Annotated in this window: 19 protein-coding genes; 11 read left to right on the top strand and 8 right to left on the bottom strand. The window is 69.4% G+C overall.

Annotation, left to right across the window (positions count from 1 at the left end):
• Positions 1 to 65: 65 nt before the first annotated feature.
• The 3 genes from ACFVW6_RS23920 to ACFVW6_RS23910 all read right to left on the bottom strand — a co-directional run bounded on the left by ACFVW6_RS23920 (position 66) and on the right by ACFVW6_RS23910 (position 3,307).
• Complete coding sequence (locus tag ACFVW6_RS23920) at positions 66 to 1,229, bottom strand: M20 family metallopeptidase (protein ID WP_355271743.1); 1,164 nt, start codon at positions 1,227 to 1,229, stop codon at positions 66 to 68.
• Between the two features lie 125 nt (positions 1,230 to 1,354).
• Positions 1,355 to 2,557, bottom strand: a complete 1,203-nt coding sequence (locus tag ACFVW6_RS23915) for a M20 family metallopeptidase (RefSeq protein WP_355271644.1) — start codon at positions 2,555 to 2,557, stop codon at positions 1,355 to 1,357.
• A gap of 48 nt (positions 2,558 to 2,605) precedes the next feature.
• On the bottom strand, positions 2,606 to 3,307 hold the full coding sequence (locus ACFVW6_RS23910; RefSeq protein WP_378829922.1) for an enoyl-CoA hydratase-related protein: 702 nt from the start codon (positions 3,305 to 3,307) through the stop codon (positions 2,606 to 2,608).
• A 115-nt stretch (positions 3,308 to 3,422) separates the two neighbouring features.
• Between ACFVW6_RS23910 and ACFVW6_RS23905 the strand changes: the two genes are divergently transcribed.
• Entirely contained in the window at positions 3,423 to 4,202 is a 780-nt protein-coding gene (locus ACFVW6_RS23905) for a purine-nucleoside phosphorylase (RefSeq protein WP_357349650.1), read from the top strand.
• Positions 4,203 to 5,711 carry a phospho-sugar mutase gene (locus tag ACFVW6_RS23900; protein WP_378829919.1) on the top strand — a complete coding sequence of 503 codons (1,509 nt, stop codon included), beginning with the start codon at positions 4,203 to 4,205 and terminating at the stop codon, positions 5,709 to 5,711.
• 9 nt (positions 5,712 to 5,720) lie between these two features.
• On the opposite strand, the gene ACFVW6_RS23895 is transcribed toward ACFVW6_RS23900, so the two are convergent.
• Positions 5,721 to 6,119, bottom strand: a complete 399-nt coding sequence (locus ACFVW6_RS23895; protein WP_357349654.1) for a DUF4913 domain-containing protein — start codon at positions 6,117 to 6,119, stop codon at positions 5,721 to 5,723.
• A gap of 41 nt (positions 6,120 to 6,160) precedes the next feature.
• The gene (gene upp, locus ACFVW6_RS23890) at positions 6,161 to 6,784 is read right to left on the bottom strand and encodes a uracil phosphoribosyltransferase (protein ID WP_355271635.1); all 624 of its coding nucleotides are present in this window, start codon (positions 6,782 to 6,784) and stop codon (positions 6,161 to 6,163) included.
• Positions 6,785 to 6,926: 142 nt separating this feature from the next.
• Here upp and ACFVW6_RS23885 point away from each other — a divergent pair, with 142 nt between their 5' ends.
• The 5 genes from ACFVW6_RS23885 to ACFVW6_RS23865 are packed head-to-tail and all read left to right on the top strand — an operon-like array spanning position 6,927 to position 10,348.
• Positions 6,927 to 7,253 (top strand): type VII secretion target, encoded by a 327-nt coding sequence (locus ACFVW6_RS23885; RefSeq protein WP_355271633.1) that lies wholly within the window; start codon positions 6,927 to 6,929, stop codon positions 7,251 to 7,253.
• The gene (locus ACFVW6_RS23880) at positions 7,250 to 8,380 is read left to right on the top strand and encodes a C40 family peptidase (RefSeq protein WP_378829915.1); all 1,131 of its coding nucleotides are present in this window, start codon (positions 7,250 to 7,252) and stop codon (positions 8,378 to 8,380) included. The genes ACFVW6_RS23885 and ACFVW6_RS23880 overlap by 4 nt, the downstream gene beginning before the upstream one ends.
• On the top strand, positions 8,377 to 8,730 hold the full coding sequence (locus ACFVW6_RS23875) for a hypothetical protein (protein WP_218717692.1): 354 nt from the start codon (positions 8,377 to 8,379) through the stop codon (positions 8,728 to 8,730). Before ACFVW6_RS23880 ends, ACFVW6_RS23875 begins: the two co-directional genes overlap by 4 nt.
• 8 nt (positions 8,731 to 8,738) lie before the next feature.
• Positions 8,739 to 9,080, top strand: coding sequence for a YbaB/EbfC family nucleoid-associated protein (locus tag ACFVW6_RS23870; RefSeq protein WP_355271629.1), 342 nt, complete (start codon positions 8,739 to 8,741; stop codon positions 9,078 to 9,080).
• A gap of 20 nt (positions 9,081 to 9,100) precedes the next feature.
• Positions 9,101 to 10,348 (top strand): primosomal protein, encoded by a 1,248-nt coding sequence (locus ACFVW6_RS23865; protein ID WP_378829912.1) that lies wholly within the window; start codon positions 9,101 to 9,103, stop codon positions 10,346 to 10,348.
• 51 nt (positions 10,349 to 10,399) lie between these two features.
• On the opposite strand, the gene ACFVW6_RS23860 is transcribed toward ACFVW6_RS23865, so the two are convergent.
• From ACFVW6_RS23860 to ACFVW6_RS23850, 3 genes are all read right to left on the bottom strand, one after another.
• Positions 10,400 to 11,497, bottom strand: a complete 1,098-nt coding sequence (locus ACFVW6_RS23860) for an adenosine deaminase (RefSeq protein ID WP_355271626.1) — start codon at positions 11,495 to 11,497, stop codon at positions 10,400 to 10,402.
• Between the two features lie 195 nt (positions 11,498 to 11,692).
• Entirely contained in the window at positions 11,693 to 12,979 is a 1,287-nt protein-coding gene (locus ACFVW6_RS23855) for a thymidine phosphorylase (RefSeq protein ID WP_378829910.1), read from the bottom strand.
• 45 nt (positions 12,980 to 13,024) lie between these two features.
• Entirely contained in the window at positions 13,025 to 13,426 is a 402-nt protein-coding gene (locus tag ACFVW6_RS23850) for a cytidine deaminase (protein ID WP_355271622.1), read from the bottom strand.
• A 290-nt stretch (positions 13,427 to 13,716) separates the two neighbouring features.
• On the opposite strand from ACFVW6_RS23850, the gene sdhC reads away from it, so the two are divergent.
• From sdhC to ACFVW6_RS23830, 4 genes are read left to right on the top strand one after another with little or no spacing between them, the layout of a single operon-like run.
• Positions 13,717 to 14,121, top strand: coding sequence for a succinate dehydrogenase, cytochrome b556 subunit (gene sdhC, locus ACFVW6_RS23845; RefSeq protein ID WP_355271621.1), 405 nt, complete (start codon positions 13,717 to 13,719; stop codon positions 14,119 to 14,121).
• 1 nt (position 14,122) lies between these two features.
• A complete protein-coding gene (locus tag ACFVW6_RS23840; RefSeq protein WP_355271620.1) occupies positions 14,123 to 14,557 on the top strand; it encodes a succinate dehydrogenase hydrophobic membrane anchor subunit in 435 nt (144 codons plus the stop codon).
• 16 nt (positions 14,558 to 14,573) lie between these two features.
• Positions 14,574 to 16,343 (top strand): succinate dehydrogenase flavoprotein subunit, encoded by a 1,770-nt coding sequence (gene sdhA, locus ACFVW6_RS23835; protein WP_378829907.1) that lies wholly within the window; start codon positions 14,574 to 14,576, stop codon positions 16,341 to 16,343.
• Positions 16,343 to 17,113: a succinate dehydrogenase iron-sulfur subunit gene (locus ACFVW6_RS23830; protein WP_355271616.1), complete on the top strand. Its 771-nt coding sequence runs from the start codon at positions 16,343 to 16,345 to the stop codon at positions 17,111 to 17,113. Before sdhA ends, ACFVW6_RS23830 begins: the two co-directional genes overlap by 1 nt.
• Positions 17,114 to 17,160: the final 47 nt, after the last annotated feature.

Here is a 17,160-nt window from a genome sequence, read left to right as displayed (position 1 = left end):
GCCGGCGGTCAGGAGTGGGTCGGGTCAGCCCGTGCCCGGTGAGTTACCCATGTTCTTCCGTGCTGCTATGCCTGCAGGATGATGTTCGTCAGGGTGCGGACGCCCACTGCCAGGGCGCGTTCGTCGATGTCGAACGTGGGCTGGTGCAGGTCGAGCTGGTCGCCGGTGCCGGACCAGACGCCGAGGCGGGCCATCGCGCCGGGGACCTCCTCCAGGTACCAGGAGAAGTCCTCGCCGCCGCCGGACTGCGGGGTGTCGGCCAGGGCGTCGGGGCCCATGGCCAGGACCGCGTTCTCGAACATCAGGGCCGAGGTCGCGTCGTTGACCACCGGCGGGACGCCGCGCTTGTAGTTGAGCTGGTAGCGCACCCCGGTCGGGGCGAGCAGGCCGTCGACGATCTCGCGGACCAGCGGTTCCAGCAGCAGCCAGGTGGCGTGGTCGCCGGTGCGGACGGTGCCGGTGAGCATGCCGGTCTGCGGGATCGCGTTCGGCGCCTTGCCCGCGCTGACCGCGCCCCACACCATCACGGTGCTGGTCCGCGGATCGACGCGGCGGCTCAGCAGACCGGGCAGGCCGGTGATGACCGTGCCGATCGCGTAGACCAGGTCGCTGGTCAGGTGCGGGCGCGAGGTGTGCCCGCCCGGTGAGTCGAGCACCAGCTCGACGGTGTCGGCGGCCGAGGTGATCGCCCCGGTCCGCAGCCCGACCTTGCCGACCTCCAGCCGGGGATCGCAGTGCAGCGCGAAGATCCGGTCGACACCCCGCATCGCCCCGGCGGCGACGGCGTCGAGCGCACCGCCCGGCATCACTTCCTCGGCGGGCTGGAACACCAGCCGCACCCCGACCGGCAGCGTGTGCTCGGCCTCGGCCAGCGCGAGCGCGGTACCGAGCAGCACCGTGGTGTGCGCGTCGTGCCCGCAGGCGTGCGACACGCCGGGCACGGTCGAGGCGAAGCTCAGGCCGGTGAACTCCTGCATCGGCAGCGCGTCCATGTCGGCGCGCAGGGCGATCCGCTGGGTGTCGGTCGGCCCGAGATCACAGGTCAGGCCGGTGCCGCCGGGCAGCACTTCCCAGCTCAGCCCGGCCTTGGTCAGCCACCCCGAGACGAACTCGGTGGTGGCGAACTCCGCGCGCGACAATTCGGGGTTGGCGTGGATGTGCCGCCGCCATTGCACGAGGTCGGCGGTGTGCTCGGCCAGCCACGCGTCGACGATCTCCGCTCCTGGCATATCGGTTCGTTCGGTGTCCGGCATGGTCGGACAAACCGCGTTCTCACGCATCATCGAGTGGGCTCCCACGCCCATCGATAGCGCGTCGGCGCCTGCGCGCGCGGTGCCCGAATAGCCGGAAATGCTCACCGAATGTCCTCCTGTCGTTCGACCAGCCGTTGCAACAACCTGTCCCTGTGTACTTCATCGCGCGCTATCGCGACAGCGGTACGCGCCAGTGCGCGGGCACCGTCGAGTACCGCACGATCGGCCGAGGCGTTCACCGCGGCGGCGGCGAAGTCCGGCTGATGGGTCACCGCGCCACCGGCGTCGATGCCGATCACCGGGTGGATACCGGGGATCACGTTGGTGACGTTGCCCATGTCGGTGCTCCCGAGTGGACGCAGCACCTCGAGCTCGGGCGCGATCGGCACCCTGCCCAATCCGGTGATCTGCGCGCGGTAGACAGCCGAAAGAACCGGATCGGGGGTGAGCTCGGTATAGGTGGGCGCGAGCGTCCGTATGTCGTGAGTGCAGCCGGTTGCCAGGGCGCCCGCCTCGAAACACGCCTTCGCTCGTCGCATCAGGTCGTCGAGTGACGCGGAATCGGCCGCGCGGAGGTAGTACAGCAACTCCGCCCGTCCGGGCACGATGTTGGGGGCTACGCCACCGTCAGCGACTATACCGTGCAGTTGCTGGCCAGGGCGTAGATGCTGGCGCAGCAAGCCGACGGCAACCTGGGTCAGGGTCACCGCGTCGCCGGCGTTGCGGCCGAGTTCCGGCGCGGCGCTCGCGTGCGCCTCGCGGCCGTGGAAGACGATCGACAGGTCGGCCAGGGCCAGCGAGCGGGCGCCGACGATGTCGGCGGGGCCGGGGTGGACCATCATCGCCATCGCGATGTCGTCGAAGGCGCCCGCCTCCAGCATGAGCACCTTGCCGCCGCCGCTCTCCTCGGCGGGCGTGCCGAGCACGACGACGGTCAGGCCGAGCTCGTCGGCGACCTCGGCCAGCCCGATCGCGGCACCGACCGCCGACGCGGCGATGATGTTGTGCCCGCACGCGTGCCCGATCTCGGGCAGGGCGTCGTATTCGGCGCAGATACCGACCGTGAGCGGGCCGCTGCCGTAGACGGCGCGAAACGCGGTCGGCAGGCCCGCCACGCCGGTGGTGACGAGAAAACCGCGCTCGGCCAGCGACGCGAGGATCTTGGCGACGCTGCGCGTCTCGGCGAAGGCGAGCTCGGGTTCGGCGTGGATCGCGTGCGAGAGCCCGATCAGTTCATCCGCCGCCGCGGTGATCGCGGCATCGGATGCGGTGGCCGAGAGTTCGCCGGTGCGCGAGGGTGCCATACCCCCAGTCTCGCATCAGGGGGTGTCAGCGGCGCACCGGCGAGCGGCTCAGTTCCCGAACGGGAGGTTCTCGGCGGTGACCGGGGTGGCCAGCGCGGCGAGGGTCTCGGCGTGCAGCGCGGTCTTGATGACGGGGGTGATCGGCTTGCGCAGGCTGGTCAGCGCGGCGGCGCGCTCGATCGCGGCGGACAGCACCTGCTCGGCGTCGGCCTTCGCGTCGACAATGCCCGCGGCGATCGCCTCGTCGGCGGCGAACCGATGACCGGTCGTCATCGCCTGCACGCACACCTGGTTGCTCAACCGGCCCTTGAGCAGGCCGTTCATGCCGATGGTGAACGGCATGCCCAGGTGCACCTCGGGCAGCGACCAGAAGCCGCGGTCGCCGCGCATCACCCGGAAGTCGTGCGAGGAGGCCAGCATCGCGCCCGCGCCGAACGCGTGGCCGTTGATCGCGGCGACGGTGGGCATCGGGAAGGTCAGCAGCCGGGTGTACAGGGTGTGCACGCGGTCGAGGTAGCCGTGGATCTTGTCCAGGTTGCCGAACACCCAGTCGGTGTCGAGACCGTTGCTGTAGTACTTGCCGGTCGCGACCGTGACCAGCGCGGCAGCGCCCTCGGACGCCTCGACCTCGTCGAGGGCGGCGTGGAAGGCGTCGATCCAGCCCGGCGAGAAACGGTTCTCGTTGTCGGTCTCCCCCTCGTTTCCGAGGTACAGGACGAACACATCACCGGAGCGCTCCAAATACGGCATGACGGGAAGGATAAACCGCAGCTCGGCAGCTACCTACTTGCGGGTAGCCACCCGCCCGCCCCGCAGCCCTCCGGTGCCGCGAACACGCGGCGCCCGCGCCGCATAGACTCACCTCATGCTTGCCGAACAGGCCGCTCAGGCGATCGCCGAACGTACGGGAGTGCCGCGTCATCGCGTGGCCGTGGTGCTGGGATCGGGGTGGCAGGAGGCCGCCGCCGAGATCGGCGCGCCGCAGGCCTCGATCCCCATGCCCGAGTTACCCGGCTTCGGGAAACCCAGCGCGCAGGGCCACGGCGGCATGGTGCATTCGGTCACCGTCGACGACAACGACGTGCTGCTGCTGATGGGCCGTCAGCACCTGTACGAGGGCTACACACCGCAGCAGGTGGTCCACCCGGTCACGGCGGCGATCGCGGCGGGCGCCGAGATCGTGCTGCTCACCAATGCCGCGGGCGGGATCAGGCCCGGCCTGCAGGTCGGCGAGCCGGTGCTCATCGCCGATCATCTCAACCTCACCGCGCGCACGCCGCTGGAAGGCGCCCGCTTCGTCGACCTGGTCGACGCCTGGGACCCCGAACTGCGCGCACTGGCCAGGGAGATCGACCCCAGCCTGACCGAGGGCGTCTACGCCGGGCTCACCGGACCGCAGTACGAGACCCCCGCCGAGATCCGCATGCTGGCCACGATCGGCGCCGACCTGGTCGGCATGTCGACGGTGCTCGAGGCGATCGAGGCGCGCTCGCGCGGCGCGCGGGTGCTCGGCATCTCGCTGGTCACCAATCTGGCGGCCGGGGTCACCGGTCAGCATCTGTCGCACGCGGAGGTGCTCGCCGAGGGGCAGGCGGCCGCGCCCCGGCTCGGCAAGCTGCTGCGCGGGATCCTGGAGCGCGTGTAGATGCTGCGCTTCGGGACCGCGGGCCTGCGTGGACCGCTGCGCGACGGCCCGGACGGCATGAACGTGACCACCGTGTCGCGGGCGAGCGCCGGGGTCGCGGCCTGGCTGCGTGAGCGGTGCCTCGGTGGCGGCGCGGTCGTCGTCGGGCGCGATGCCAGGCACGGCTCGGCCGAGTTCGCCACCGCCACCGCCGAGATCTTCACCGCGGCGGGCTTTCCGGTGACGCTGCTGCCCGACCCGGTACCGACGCCGGTGGTGGCGTTCGCGGTCCGGCAGCTCGGCGCGGTGGCCGGGGTGCAGATCACCGCGTCGCACAATCCGCCGGCCGACAACGGCTACAAGGTGTACCTCGACGGCGGGTCCCAGCTGATCGCGCCCGCCGACACCGAGATCGAACGGTGCATCGACGCCGTCGTGGAACCTGTTGCGCGGGAGTCTGTTTCCCCGTCCGGTGCCGAACTGGTCGACCGCTACCTCACGCGGGTCGCCGAGCTGCCCGGCGTGCTCGGCGGCGCGGGTGAGCGGGCGCCGGTGCGAATCGCGCTGACCGCGCTGCACGGTGTCGGCGGTGCGCTCGCGGTGCGGGCACTGGCGGCGGCAGGGTTCACCGATGTGCACGTCGTCGACGAGCAGTTCGCCCCGGACCCCGACTTCCCCACCGTCGCCTTCCCGAACCCGGAGGAGCCCGGCGCGGCCGACCTGCTGCTGGCCCTGGCCGAGCGGGTCGACGCCGACCTGGCGATCGCGCTGGACCCCGATGCCGATCGCTGCGCTCTCGGCGTGCGCGGCGCGCGGGGCTGGCACATGCTGCGCGGCGACGAGACCGGTGTCCTGCTGGCCGATTACGTGCTGCGCACCGCCGCCGCCGACCCCCTCGTCGCGACCACCATCGTCTCCTCGCGCCTGCTGTCGAAGCTGGCCCCGGCCCGCTCGGCCCGCTACGCCGAGACCCTCACCGGCTTCAAATGGCTGGCCAGGGCGGGCGAGGGCCTCATCTACGCCTACGAGGAGGCGATCGGCCACTGCGTCGATCCGGCCACCGTCCGCGACAAGGACGGCATCTCCGCTGCCGTCTCGGCCGCCGACCTGGTCGCCCTGCTGAAGGCCCGGCACCGCACCCTCCAGGACGAACTCGACTCCTACGCCGTCGAATTCGGCCTGCACGCGGGCGACCAGGTGTCCCTGCGCCTGGCGGATCAGGCCGCGGCGGGCGCGCTCGCCGCCGCCCTGCGCGCGGACCCGCCCAGCGAGATCGCCGGAACACCGGTGAAATTCACCGACCAGGCCCAGGTCCGCGGCCGGATGCGCACCGATGCCCTGATCTTCGACGCCGACGACTTCCGCATCGTCGTCCGGCCGTCGGGCACCGAACCGAAACTCAAGTGCTACCTGGAGGTCTTCGCCCCGGTCGGGGAAGCCGCCGACCTCCCGCGGGCTAGGGCGTCCGCCGCCGACCGACTCGCCGAGCTGGCCGCGTACTGCCGGTCCCTCGGTCCGGCGACCGGGTAGCCACCCCCGTCACCGGGTGCCGCGCACCGCCGGACCGTCGAAGAATCCCAGCGCTGCCTCGGGCGGCTCGGCCACCGGCAACGGCTCGGTCGCGCGGTGGCCCCGCTCTATCGAGCAGTGCCGGAACGGCCCCGACGACGAGAGCAGCACGCGGACATGGGGATCCATGTGATCGAGGAGCCACACGCTGATGCCGAACCCGCCGCCCCGCCGCAGGTCCTCCCACGCCTTCCACAGCGCGTCGAGCCGGACCACGGCACCGGCATGTCGCCACCATTCGGGGCACCAGTGCACCTGCTCACCCGGCCGGTATCCCACGCTGTCGCCGGCCAGCGCGACGAAATACCCCGACACCCACTCCATCACATCGGCGTACACCGGATCGACCGGTTCGTCCACACTCCCCATAGAGGCAGGATGACACAGATCGCCCGGTCGGCGACGGGATTTCAGCGGGGGCCGAACTGGCGGTCACCCGCGTCGCCGAGGCCGGGGACGATGTAGGCGTTCTCGTTGAGCTTCTCGTCGACGGCGGCGGTGACCAGCCGGACCGGCAGACCGGAGTCGGCCAGGGCCGCAATGCCTTCGGGAGCGGAGACGACGCAGACGGCGGTGATGTCGGTGGCGCCACGGGCGACGAGCAGCTCGAGGGTGTGGCGCATCGAGCCGCCGGTGGCGAGCATCGGGTCGAGGACGAAGACGGGCAGGCCGGTCAGGTCGGCGGGCAGCGATTCCAGATAGGGCACCGGCTGGTGGGTCTCCTCGTCGCGGGCGATGCCGACGAAACCGACCCGGGCCTGCGGCACGAGATCGGCGGCGGCGTAGACCATGCCGAGACCGGCGCGCAGCACCGGAACCAGCAGCGGCGGCGCGGCCAGCCGGACACCCTCGGTGACCGCCACCGGCGTGTCGATCGGCGCACGCACGACGGGCGCGTCGCGCAGCGCCTCGTACATCAGAATGCCGGTGAGGTCGCGCAATGCCGTGCGGAAGGCGGCGTTGTCGGTACGGGCGTCCCGCATGGTGCTCAGCAGGGTCGCGGCCAGCGGGTGGTCGACGGTGTCGGTGCGCATGAAAAAACGATAGGGTCACCAGGCGCTCCGGGTACGGCTGCTGGGGAAATTTTCGCGGTCGAGGGAACCGAATGCGGCCTCGGTGCGTCCAAGCAATGGAGTGACGTACTCTGCCCGGGAACTCGAGGATGGGGGAAGTTCGATGACGAAGATGTCGGCCGATGCGGAGGGCATCGTCGCCTACAGCGCGACCGCTGGGGTCATGTCCACCGACCTGGCGACGGCGGTCGCCGGATCGGTAGCCTCCGCGCCCGGCTTGCTCGGCCCGATCATGGGTCTGATCGGCGGCGATTTCGTCGCCGCGTACTCGGCGGCGCACGCCGGTCACGTGGCCGCGATCGGCCAGCTCTCCGCGGTCATGGCGAGCATGAGCGCGGCCACCGCGAGCGCGGCCACCACTCTGGTCGACACCGACGCCGACTTCGCGGGCGGGCTCGGCTCGGCGGGCGAGATCGGCACCGACGCATGATCGACCTCAGCGGACTGGCCCAGCCCCTGCTCGATCTGCTGTCCAGCTTCGGCACCGGCGTGCTCGGCACCGACGGCACGTCCGACGGCCTGCGCTCCACCTCGACCAATCTCGACCAGATCTACGAGCTCGGCCGCAACAGCATCAACAACGTGAACACCGCCTGGGACGGCATGGCGGTCGACGCGGCCACCTCCAAGGCGCTGCGCGTGCAGACATCCTCGGCCACCCTGTCCGACACCGGCAACGAGATGGCGACGGTCGTCGACCAGGCCGCGGCCTACGTGGAGACCGGGCAGAAGGATCTCGACACCATCGTCAACTCCTTCCTCGCCGACGTGTCGGCGCTGAGCCCCACCCTGGCCACGCCCGTCGGCCTGGCCGCGGTGGTCAGCTCGGCGATCGACCACATCGGTCAGGGGCTCGGCGTCGTCAGCCGGGTCGAGGAGGAGCTGGGCACCCAGACCGCGGCGATCCAGGAGCTCACCCCTGCACCGTCGAGCACCTCGCTGGCGAGCACGTCCTCGGGCATCTCCAGCCTGGCGTCCTCGGCCTCGAGCCTGCTGTCGGGCACCGGCGGCTCGGTGCTGAGCGCCGTCACCTCGGGTCTGTCGAGCGCGCTGAGCGGCACTTCGAGCAGCTCGAAGTCGACCACCACCGGCACGACGAACAACGGCAGCAAGACCTCGACCGGGTCCTCGTCGGGATCGTCGACCGGGTCGACCGGCACCGGGGTCAAGATCACCCTGCCCGACGGCAGCACCGTCGAGGCGCCCAACGAGGAGGCCGCGACGGCGGTGCGCTCGGCGATCAGCGCCGTCGGCACCCCGTACGTGTGGGGCGGCAACAGCCCGGGCTCCGGCATCGACTGCAGTGGGCTCACCCAGTACGCCTACGGCGAGGCGGGGGTCGACCTGCCCCGGCTCGCCCAGGAACAGCACATCGGACATCCTCAGGTGTCCCCCGGTGACCTGATGCCGGGCGATCTGGCCGTGTGGGACGGCCATGTCGCCATGGTCGTCGGCAACGGGCAGCTCGTCGAGGCAGGCGATCCCGTCTCGATCAGTTCCATCCGAACGGAGAACAGTGGCATGGAGTTCTACGGCTTCTACAGGCCTACCGCATGACCGGCACGCCGATCCCCGAGGTTCCCAATGTGGAGTCCGCGGTCAGCACCAACCGGTCCGGAACCATCTCGGTCCGCGCGACCAGCATGGGCCTGCCGATCGCGATCAAGTTCGAACGCAGCGAGTACCAGTACGGCGCCCAGGCGCTCGCCGATGAGATCCTCCGCCTGACCAGGCGTTCGACCATCGCCGCCGCGGCCCGCCTGCGCGAGATCTACAGCGAGCAGGCCGAGATCCCGGACCACCTGCTGGACCGGATGAACCTGCCCACCCGGCGCCAGGCGGTCGACGAGCTCGATCGCATCGACGACGCCGACACCGGTCAGACGAGTTGGATGAGGCCACTGTGAGCGCGGAAATGGATGCCCTGGTCGCCGGGGTGACCGGAAAGCTGGAGGCGCTGGAGGCGGCGCTGTACGGGTTGAAGCAGGTCAACGGGCGATTCACGACCGAAGACGGACTGGTCACCGCCGAGGTCAACAGCGACGGCGCCCTGGTCGCGCTGTCCCTGGACGAGGGGATCACCGCACTGGCCCCCACCGAGGCCGCGCAGCTCATCCTGACGGCCTGCAAACAGGCGACCGAGACCGCCGGTGCGGCACGTTCCAACATCATTGCGACACTGAACGAATCGCTCACCGGGTCCGCCCCGCAGGGGTCGGAGCAATTAGCACCCGGGCCGGATAGTGCCCGGCGCTGAAGGTCGATAGGCTTCGCGTCATGGCTTCTGGAGACATCGTCCCGATCGAGCTCGGTCTGACCGATGGCGATCTCGTCACCCTGTGGGCACCGCGCTGGCGCGACGGTGACGACGAGTGGGAGGCGTTCCTCGGTCACGAGGACGACCTCTACGGATTCGAGTCCGTGGCGGAGCTGGCGGCGTTCATCCGCACCAACTCCGACAACGACCTCGTCGACCACCCGTCCTGGGCGATCATCGCCGGTCTCTCGGCCGCCGAGCTGGAGCCGGAGGAGAACTTCAGCTTCGATCTGGTCGCCGTGCCCGAGCTGGCCGCGGGCGACCCGGACGTCGATGTCGTCGGCGAGCTCGAGGACACCCTGGCGATGGTGCGCAACATCGGCGAGGTGTGCGAGCTCGACGTGGTGACCAAGTTCTTCGGGTCCAACCCGGTGCTCGGCGCGCTGGCCAGCGGCGCGAACACCTTCGTCGGCCGCGACGGCGAAGAGCTGTGGGACCAGGTCGGCGCGGCCATCGTCAAGGGCTGGGACGACGTGCTCGACGCGATCGACAGTGTCGTCAGCACGCCCGAGGTCGACGCGGCCGCGGTCGCCGTCGCCGAGGCCGAACTGCTGGCGGCCGAGGAGAACGAGGTCGACGCCGACGACGCCGCCGAGGAGGACGAGGAGTTCGAGAACGTCGACCTCGACGCCGAGGACGACGACGAAGAGGACGAGGACGACTCCTTCTGGCACGAGGTCGGCATCGACCCGGTCAAGATCGTCACCTCCGACGGCGAGCACTTCACCCTGCGCTGCTACCTCGACGACGAGCCGATCTTCCTCGGCGACGGCCGCACCATCACGGTGTTCGGTTCCGAGCGCGCGCTGGCCCGCTACCTGGCCGACGATCACGAGCACGAGCTGGGCCGGGTCTCCACCTTCGCCGAGGTGCAGACCGCGGCGGTGGACGGTTCGCTCGAGGTCGAGGTGACCGACGAGAACGTCTACGTGCTCACCGGTCTGGTCGATGATCTGGCCGAGGGCCCGGAGGCCGTCGACATCGAGCAGCTCGACCTGGCCGTCGAACTGTTCAGCGACGCCGCCGACTACGCCGACGACGACAGCGTGGAACAGGCGCTGGCACAGTCGAATCCGCTCGGCTGGTACGTCTCCTACCTGCTGAACCCGGACCCCAACCGGATGGCGCCGAACCCGCCGTTCGCCGCGGAGGCCCAGCAGTTCCGCGACCTGCAGCGCGCGTTCGAAGCGCGGCTCACGCAGCAGTAACGAGCTCGACGGAACAGGGCGGTGCCGAGACGGCACCGCCCTGTTCGCGTTTCAGCCGATGAGCACGGCGTAGCCCGGTTTGATCACCTCGTCGATGATCTTCAGCCGGTCCGGGAACGGGATGAACGCCGACTTCATCGCGTTGATGGTGAAGCGTTCCAGGTCGCTCCAGCCGTAGCCGAAGGTGTCCACCAGCTTGAGCATCTCCGCGCTCATGGTGGTGTCGCTCATCAGCCGGTTGTCGGTGTTGACGGTGACCCGGAAGCGCAGCCGCGCGAGCAGGTCGAACGGATGCTTGTCCAGCGAGGGCACCGCGCCGGTCTGCACATTCGACGACGGACACAGTTCCAGCGGGACGCGCATGTCGCGCACGTAGTTGGCGACCAGGCCGAGCTGGGCGTCCTCGATATTGCCGGGCACGGTGATGTCGTCGGTGATCCGCACGCCGTGGCCGAGTCGATCGCAGCCGCAGAACGCCAGTGCCTCGTGGATCGACGGCAACCCGAACGCCTCACCCGCGTGAATCGTGAAGTGCGCGTGATTGGCTCGCAGGTATTCGAAGGCGTCGAGGTGGCGGGTGGGCGGGAAGCCCGCCTCGGCGCCCGCGATGTCGAAGCCGCCGACGCCGCGATCCCGGAAGCGGACCGTGAGCTCGGCGATCTCCCGGGACCTGGCCGCGTGCCGCATCGCGGTGAGCAGGCAGGTCACCCGGATGAGGTCGCCCCGCTCGGCCGCGATCGCCTCGCCCTCGCGGAAGCCGGCGATGGTGTGCTCGACGACCTCGTCGAGGGTCAGGCCCTTCTCCAGGTGCTGTTCGGGCGCGAACCGCACCTCGGCGTAGACCACGCCGTCGGCGGCGAGGTCGATCGCGCACTCACGGGCGACCCGCCGCAGGCCCTCGGGGGTCTGCATCACGGCGACGGTGTGGGCGAAGGTCTCCAGGTAGCGCTCCAGCGATCCGCTGTCGGCGGCATCGCGGAACCACGCCCCGAGACTCTCGGCATCATGGGCGGGTAATTCGTCATAGCCGCAGTCGGCGGCGAGCTCTAGCACCGTCTCGGGCCGCAGACCACCGTCGAGGTGATCGTGCAGCAAAGCCTTCGGTGCGCGTCGGATCGAAGCAAGGTCTAGGGGCGCCGGTCCAGTCATGTATCGACGGTAGCGGGGCGCGCGGCTTCCGGCAGCGAACTCGCCCCGTGGCAACCGTCTCGTTGATTATCCGCCCTGCGACGGACTATTGCGGGTCACCCGCGCGGGCTTCGGCCGGGCAGTTCCGGCACGGCTCGACCGGTCGGCTCGGAACCGGCGCCTTCGCCCGAATCCGGCCATCCGCGCCCGGCGTTCTCAGCCGATCCGGTCGATGACCAGGTCTCCCGGCTTCGTCTCGTCGGTCGGCGCGACGGTGACCGCATCGACGAGGGCGGCCAGCGCGCCGTCGAAGGCCTCCGGTGTATCGGTGTGCAGGGTGAGCAGTGGCTGGCCTGCGATCACGGCGTCGCCGGGTTTGGCGTGCATCTCGATCCCGGCGCCCGCCTGGACCCGCTCGCCCTGCCGGGCGCGACCGGCGCCGAGGCGCCAGGCGGCGATGCCGACGCCCATCGCGTCGAGCCGGGTGAGGACCCCGGTGGACTCGGCCCGGACGACCTCGGTGTGCCGGGCGACCGGCAGCGGCGCGTCGGGGTCGCCGCCCTGCGCCTGGATCATCGCGCGCCAGTGGTCCATGGCCCGTCCGTCGGCGAGGACGTCGGCCGGGTCGACGTGCAGTCCGGCTTGGGCGACCATCTCGCGGGCCAGGGTGAGCGTCAGCTCGATCACGTCGGCCGGGCCGCCGCCGGCGAGCACCTCCACCGACTCCGCGACCTCGAGCGCGTTGCCCGCGGTCCGGCCGAGCGGGGTGTCCATCGCGGTGAGCAGCGCGACCGTCCGCACGCCCGCGTCCCGGCCGAGCTCGACCATCGCCGTCGCCAGCTCCCTGGCACCGTCGACGGTCTTGAGGAAGGCGCCGGAGCCGACCTTCACGTCCAGCACCAGCGCCGCCGTCCCCTCGGCGATCTTCTTGCTCATGATCGAGCTCGCGATCAGCGGGATCGACTCCACCGTGCCGGTGACATCGCGCAGCGCGTAGAGCCGTTTGTCGGCGGGCGCCAGATCGGCACCCGCCGCGCAGACCACCGCGCCGATCGCGGGGTCGGCCAGGATCTCACGCATCCGCGGCACCGTGACATCGGCGCGCCAGCCCGGGATCGACTCGAGTTTGTCGAGGGTGCCGCCCGTGTGCCCGAGCCCACGGCCCGACAGCTGCGGCACCGCGGCACCGCAGGCCGCCACCAGCGGGGCCAGCGGCAGCGTGATCTTGTCGCCGACCCCGCCGGTCGAATGCTTGTCCACGGTGGGCCGGGGCAGGTCGGTGAAGTCCATCCGGCTGCCCGAGCCGATCATCGCCGCCGTCCAGCGGGCGGTCTCGCGCCGGGTCATCCCCCGCCACACGATCGCCATGGCCAGCGCCGACATCTGCTCGTCGGCGACGATCCCCCGGGTGAAGCCATCCACCACCCAGTCGATCTGCGCGTCGGAGAGCTCCCCGCCATCGCGCTTGCCAGTGATGACCGATACCGCATCCAGTGCCGTCATGCGCCAAGTCTGGCACCGCGGCGGGACACGGGCAGCGCGGGAGGGCTACCGGCGCCCGGCCGCCAGATCGTCCGGTCCGAACGCGTACGGCAGCAGCTCGCTCAGCGGCTTGGGTCCCGCGGCATGGTCGACGAGCAACTCCGCGCCGCCGTGCTCGAACAACAGCTGACGACAGCGCCCGCACGGCATCAGGATTTCGCCCCGGGAATCGGTCACCGAGACGGCCACCAGACGGCCGCCACCCGAGGCGAATAAGTTACCGACGAGTACACATTCGGCACACAGCGTTAGCCCATATGAGACATTTTCCACATTGCAACCGCTCACAATTCGGCCGTCCGCCGTGAGAGCCGCCGCACCGACCGGGAAACCCGAGTACGGGGCATACGCCGACCCCATAGCGCGAATTGCCATGTCATGCAAGGTATTCCAGTCGATTTCGGGCATCGCGAACCTCCAGCCGATCCCGCCGAACGCGTCGACAAACGGGCCTTCGCACCAGTATCCGGCAAGGAGAAAGGTAAACCTAACTCGGCCGATTCGCACGCAACGCACGGCACGCCGAATTAGTTCCGCGAAACAGAGAGGATTAGAGTCAGCCGAAGATCGGTTCAGGTTCCCGGCGGCGGGCCAGCGCTCGCGAACACAGCGCAGCCACCTGGGCATTTGCCTCTCCACGCACGCCGGCGTCGGATCTGTGACCGGGTCCATCAACGACGTTGGAGGCACCGCACTCTATGACCACGATAGAAGCTCCGGCTCCGGCCCAGCCGAAGCGGAAGACGCTGTACCGCGGCGACCCTGGCATGTGGTCGTGGGCGCTGCACCGAATCACCGGTGTCACGATCTTCTTCTTCCTCTTCGTGCACGTGCTGGACACGGCACTGGTCCGGGTCAACCCGGTCACCTACGACGAAGCGATCGAGCTGTACAAGAACCCGCTCGTCGCGCTCATGGAGATGGGTCTCGTCGTCTGCGTGCTGTTCCACGCTCTCAACGGCGTCCGCGTCATCCTGGTCGACTTCTGGTCGCAGGGCCCGCGCTTCCAGAAGCAGATGCTGTGGATCGTGCTGACCATCTGGGTTCTGGTCTCCGCCGCCGGCGTCGGCCGCCAGTTCTTCTACCTGCTGACGGAGCACTGATATGTCTGCACCTGTCCTCGGCAAGTCCTACGACCGCCCGGCCAGCCTCGACGCTCCCCGCTCCCCCCGGGCCAAGGCGAACGGCAACTTCGAGAAGTACGCGTGGCTGTTCATGCGCTTCTCCGGCCTGCTGCTCATCGTGCTGGTGCTCGGCCACATGTTCATCATGCTGATGATCGACGGTGGCGTGAACCGGCTGAACTTCGCCTTCGTGGCCGGTCGCTGGTCCAGCCCGTTCTGGCAGTTCTGGGACCTGACCATGCTCTGGCTGGCCCAGCTGCACGGCGGCAACGGTCTGCGGACCGTCATCGATGACTACTCCCGCAAGGACTCCACCCGGTTCTGGCTCAAGACCATTCTCGCGGTCTCGATGATCCTGGTGATGAGCGTCGGCACGTACGTCATCTTCACCTTCGACCCCAACATCACCGGTTAGGAACAGGCCACCTCGCATGAGTGAATCCCGTCCGATTCAGGAGCATCGCTACGACGTCGTCATCGTCGGCGCCGGTGGCGCGGGTATGCGCGCGGCGATCGAGGCCGGTCCCCGGGCTCGCACCGCGGTCCTGACCAAGCTGTACCCGACGCGCAGCCACACCGGCGCGGCCCAGGGCGGCATGTGCGCCGCGCTGGCCAACGTCGAAGAAGACAACTGGGAATGGCACACCTTCGACACCGTCAAGGGTGGTGACTACCTGGTCGACCAGGACGCCGCGGAGATCATGGCCAAGGAGGCCATCGACGCGGTGATGGACCTGGAGAAGATGGGCCTGCCGTTCAACCGCACGCCCGAGGGCAAGATCGACCAGCGTCGTTTCGGTGGCCACACCCGTGACCACGGCAAGGCGCCCGTGCGTCGCGCGTGTTATGCCGCCGACCGCACCGGTCACATGATCCTGCAGACGCTGTACCAGAACTGCGTCAAGCACGACGTCGAGTTCTACAACGAGTTCTACGTGCTCGACCTGGTGATGACCGACACCGAGCGTGGCCCCGTCGCCACCGGCGTCGTCGCCTACGAGCTGTCCACCGGCGAGATCCACGTCTTCCACGCGAAGTCGATCGTGTTCGCCACCGGCGGCTCGGGCCGCATGTACAAGACCACCTCGAACGCGCACACGCTGACCGGTGACGGCATGGCGATCGTGTTCCGCAAGGGCCTGCCGCTCGAGGACATGGAGTTCCACCAGTTCCACCCGACAGGCCTCGCGGGCCTGGGCATCCTCATCTCCGAGGCTGTTCGTGGTGAGGGTGGCATCCTGCGCAACGCCTCCGGTGAGCGCTTCATGGAGCGCTACGCCCCCACCATCAAGGACCTCGCGCCGCGCGACATCGTCGCCCGCTCGATGGTGCTCGAGGTGGCCGAGGGCCGCGGCGCCGGTCCGAACAAGGACTACGTCTACATCGACGTGACCCACCTCGGCGAGGACGTGCTCGAGGAGAAGCTCCCCGACATCACCGAGTTCGCGCGCACCTACCTGGGCGTCGACCCGGTCAAGGAGCTCGTGCCGGTCATGCCGACCTGCCACTACGTGATGGGCGGTATCCCCACCCGCATCCGTGGCGAGGTGCTGCGCAACAACACCGACGTGGTCCCCGGCCTGTACGCCGCCGGCGAGTGCGCCTGTGTCTCCGTGCACGGCGCGAACCGCCTCGGCACCAACTCGCTGCTCGACATCAACGTGTTCGGCAGGCGCGCCGGTATCGCCGCCGCCGAGTACGCCCAGCGCACCGAGTTCGTCGAGATGCCCGAGGACCCGGCCAAGATGGTGCAGGACTGGCTGGCGCTGATCCTGTCCGACCACGGCAACGAGCGCGTGGCCGACATCCGCACCGAGCTGCAGGCCACGATGGATGCCAACGCGGGCGTGTTCCGCACCGAGGAGACCCTCAAGAAGGTCCTCACCGACATCCACACGCTCAAGGAGCGCTACACCCGGATCACGGTGCAGGACAAGGGCAAGCGCTACAACAGCGACCTGCTCGAGGCCGTCGAGCTGGGCTTCCTGCTCGAGCTGGCCGAGGTCACCGTCGTCGGCGCGCTCAACCGCAAGGAATCGCGTGGCGGCCACGCCCGCGAGGACTACCCGGACCGCGACGACGTCAACTTCATGCGGCACACGATGGCCTACAAGGAGGGTCCGGAGCTCATCTCCGAGATCCGCCTCGACTTCAAGCCGGTGGTGCAGACCCGCTACGAGCCGATGGAGCGTAAGTACTGATGACTGCTGTAGCCGAACCCACCACGCAGAAGCCGGCTCCCGTTCCCGAGGGCTCGGTCATGGTCACCGTCAAGGTGGCCCGGTTCAGCACCGAGGACGACAAGGGCGCGCACTGGGATTCGTTCCAGGTGCCGGTCCTGCCGACCGACCGTTTCCTCAACGTGCTGATCTACATCAAGTCCTACCTGGACGGCACCCTCACCTTCCGGCGCTCCTGCGCCCACGGTGTGTGCGGTTCGGACGCGATGCGGATCAACGGCGTGAACCGGCTGGCCTGCAAGGTGCTGATGAAGGACCTGCTGCCCAAGGGCGACAAGACCCTCACCATGACCGTCGAGCCGATCCGCGGCCTGCCCGTGGAGAAGGACCTCGTGGTCGACATGGAGCCGTTCTTCGACGCGTTCCGTGCCGTCAAGCCGTACCTGATCACCTCGGGTAACGAGCCCACCCGCGAGCGCATCCAGAGCCAGCACGACCGTGCCCGGTTCGACGACACCACCAAGTGCATCCTGTGCGCCTGCTGCACCACCTCCTGCCCCGTGTACTGGAGCGACGGCAGCTACTTCGGCCCGGCCGCGATCGTGAACGCCCACCGCTTCATCTTCGACAGCCGTGACGAGGCCGCCCGCGAGCGTCTCGACATCCTCAACGACGTCGAGGGCGTGTGGCGCTGCCGCACCACCTTCAACTGCACCGACGCGTGCCCCCGTGGCATCGAGGTCACCAAGGCCATCCAGGAAGTCAAGCGGGCCCTGCTCTTCACCCGCTGACCCTCCCCCGGTCCACGAAGGCCGCCTTCATCTTTCGAGATGAAGGC

The organism is Nocardia sp. NPDC058244 (genome assembly GCF_042882065.1).
Taxonomy (GTDB): domain Bacteria; phylum Actinomycetota; class Actinomycetes; order Mycobacteriales; family Mycobacteriaceae; genus Nocardia.
The sequence above is the reverse complement of the archived record's forward strand: the minus strand, read 5'-3'. Positions and strand labels throughout refer to the sequence as shown.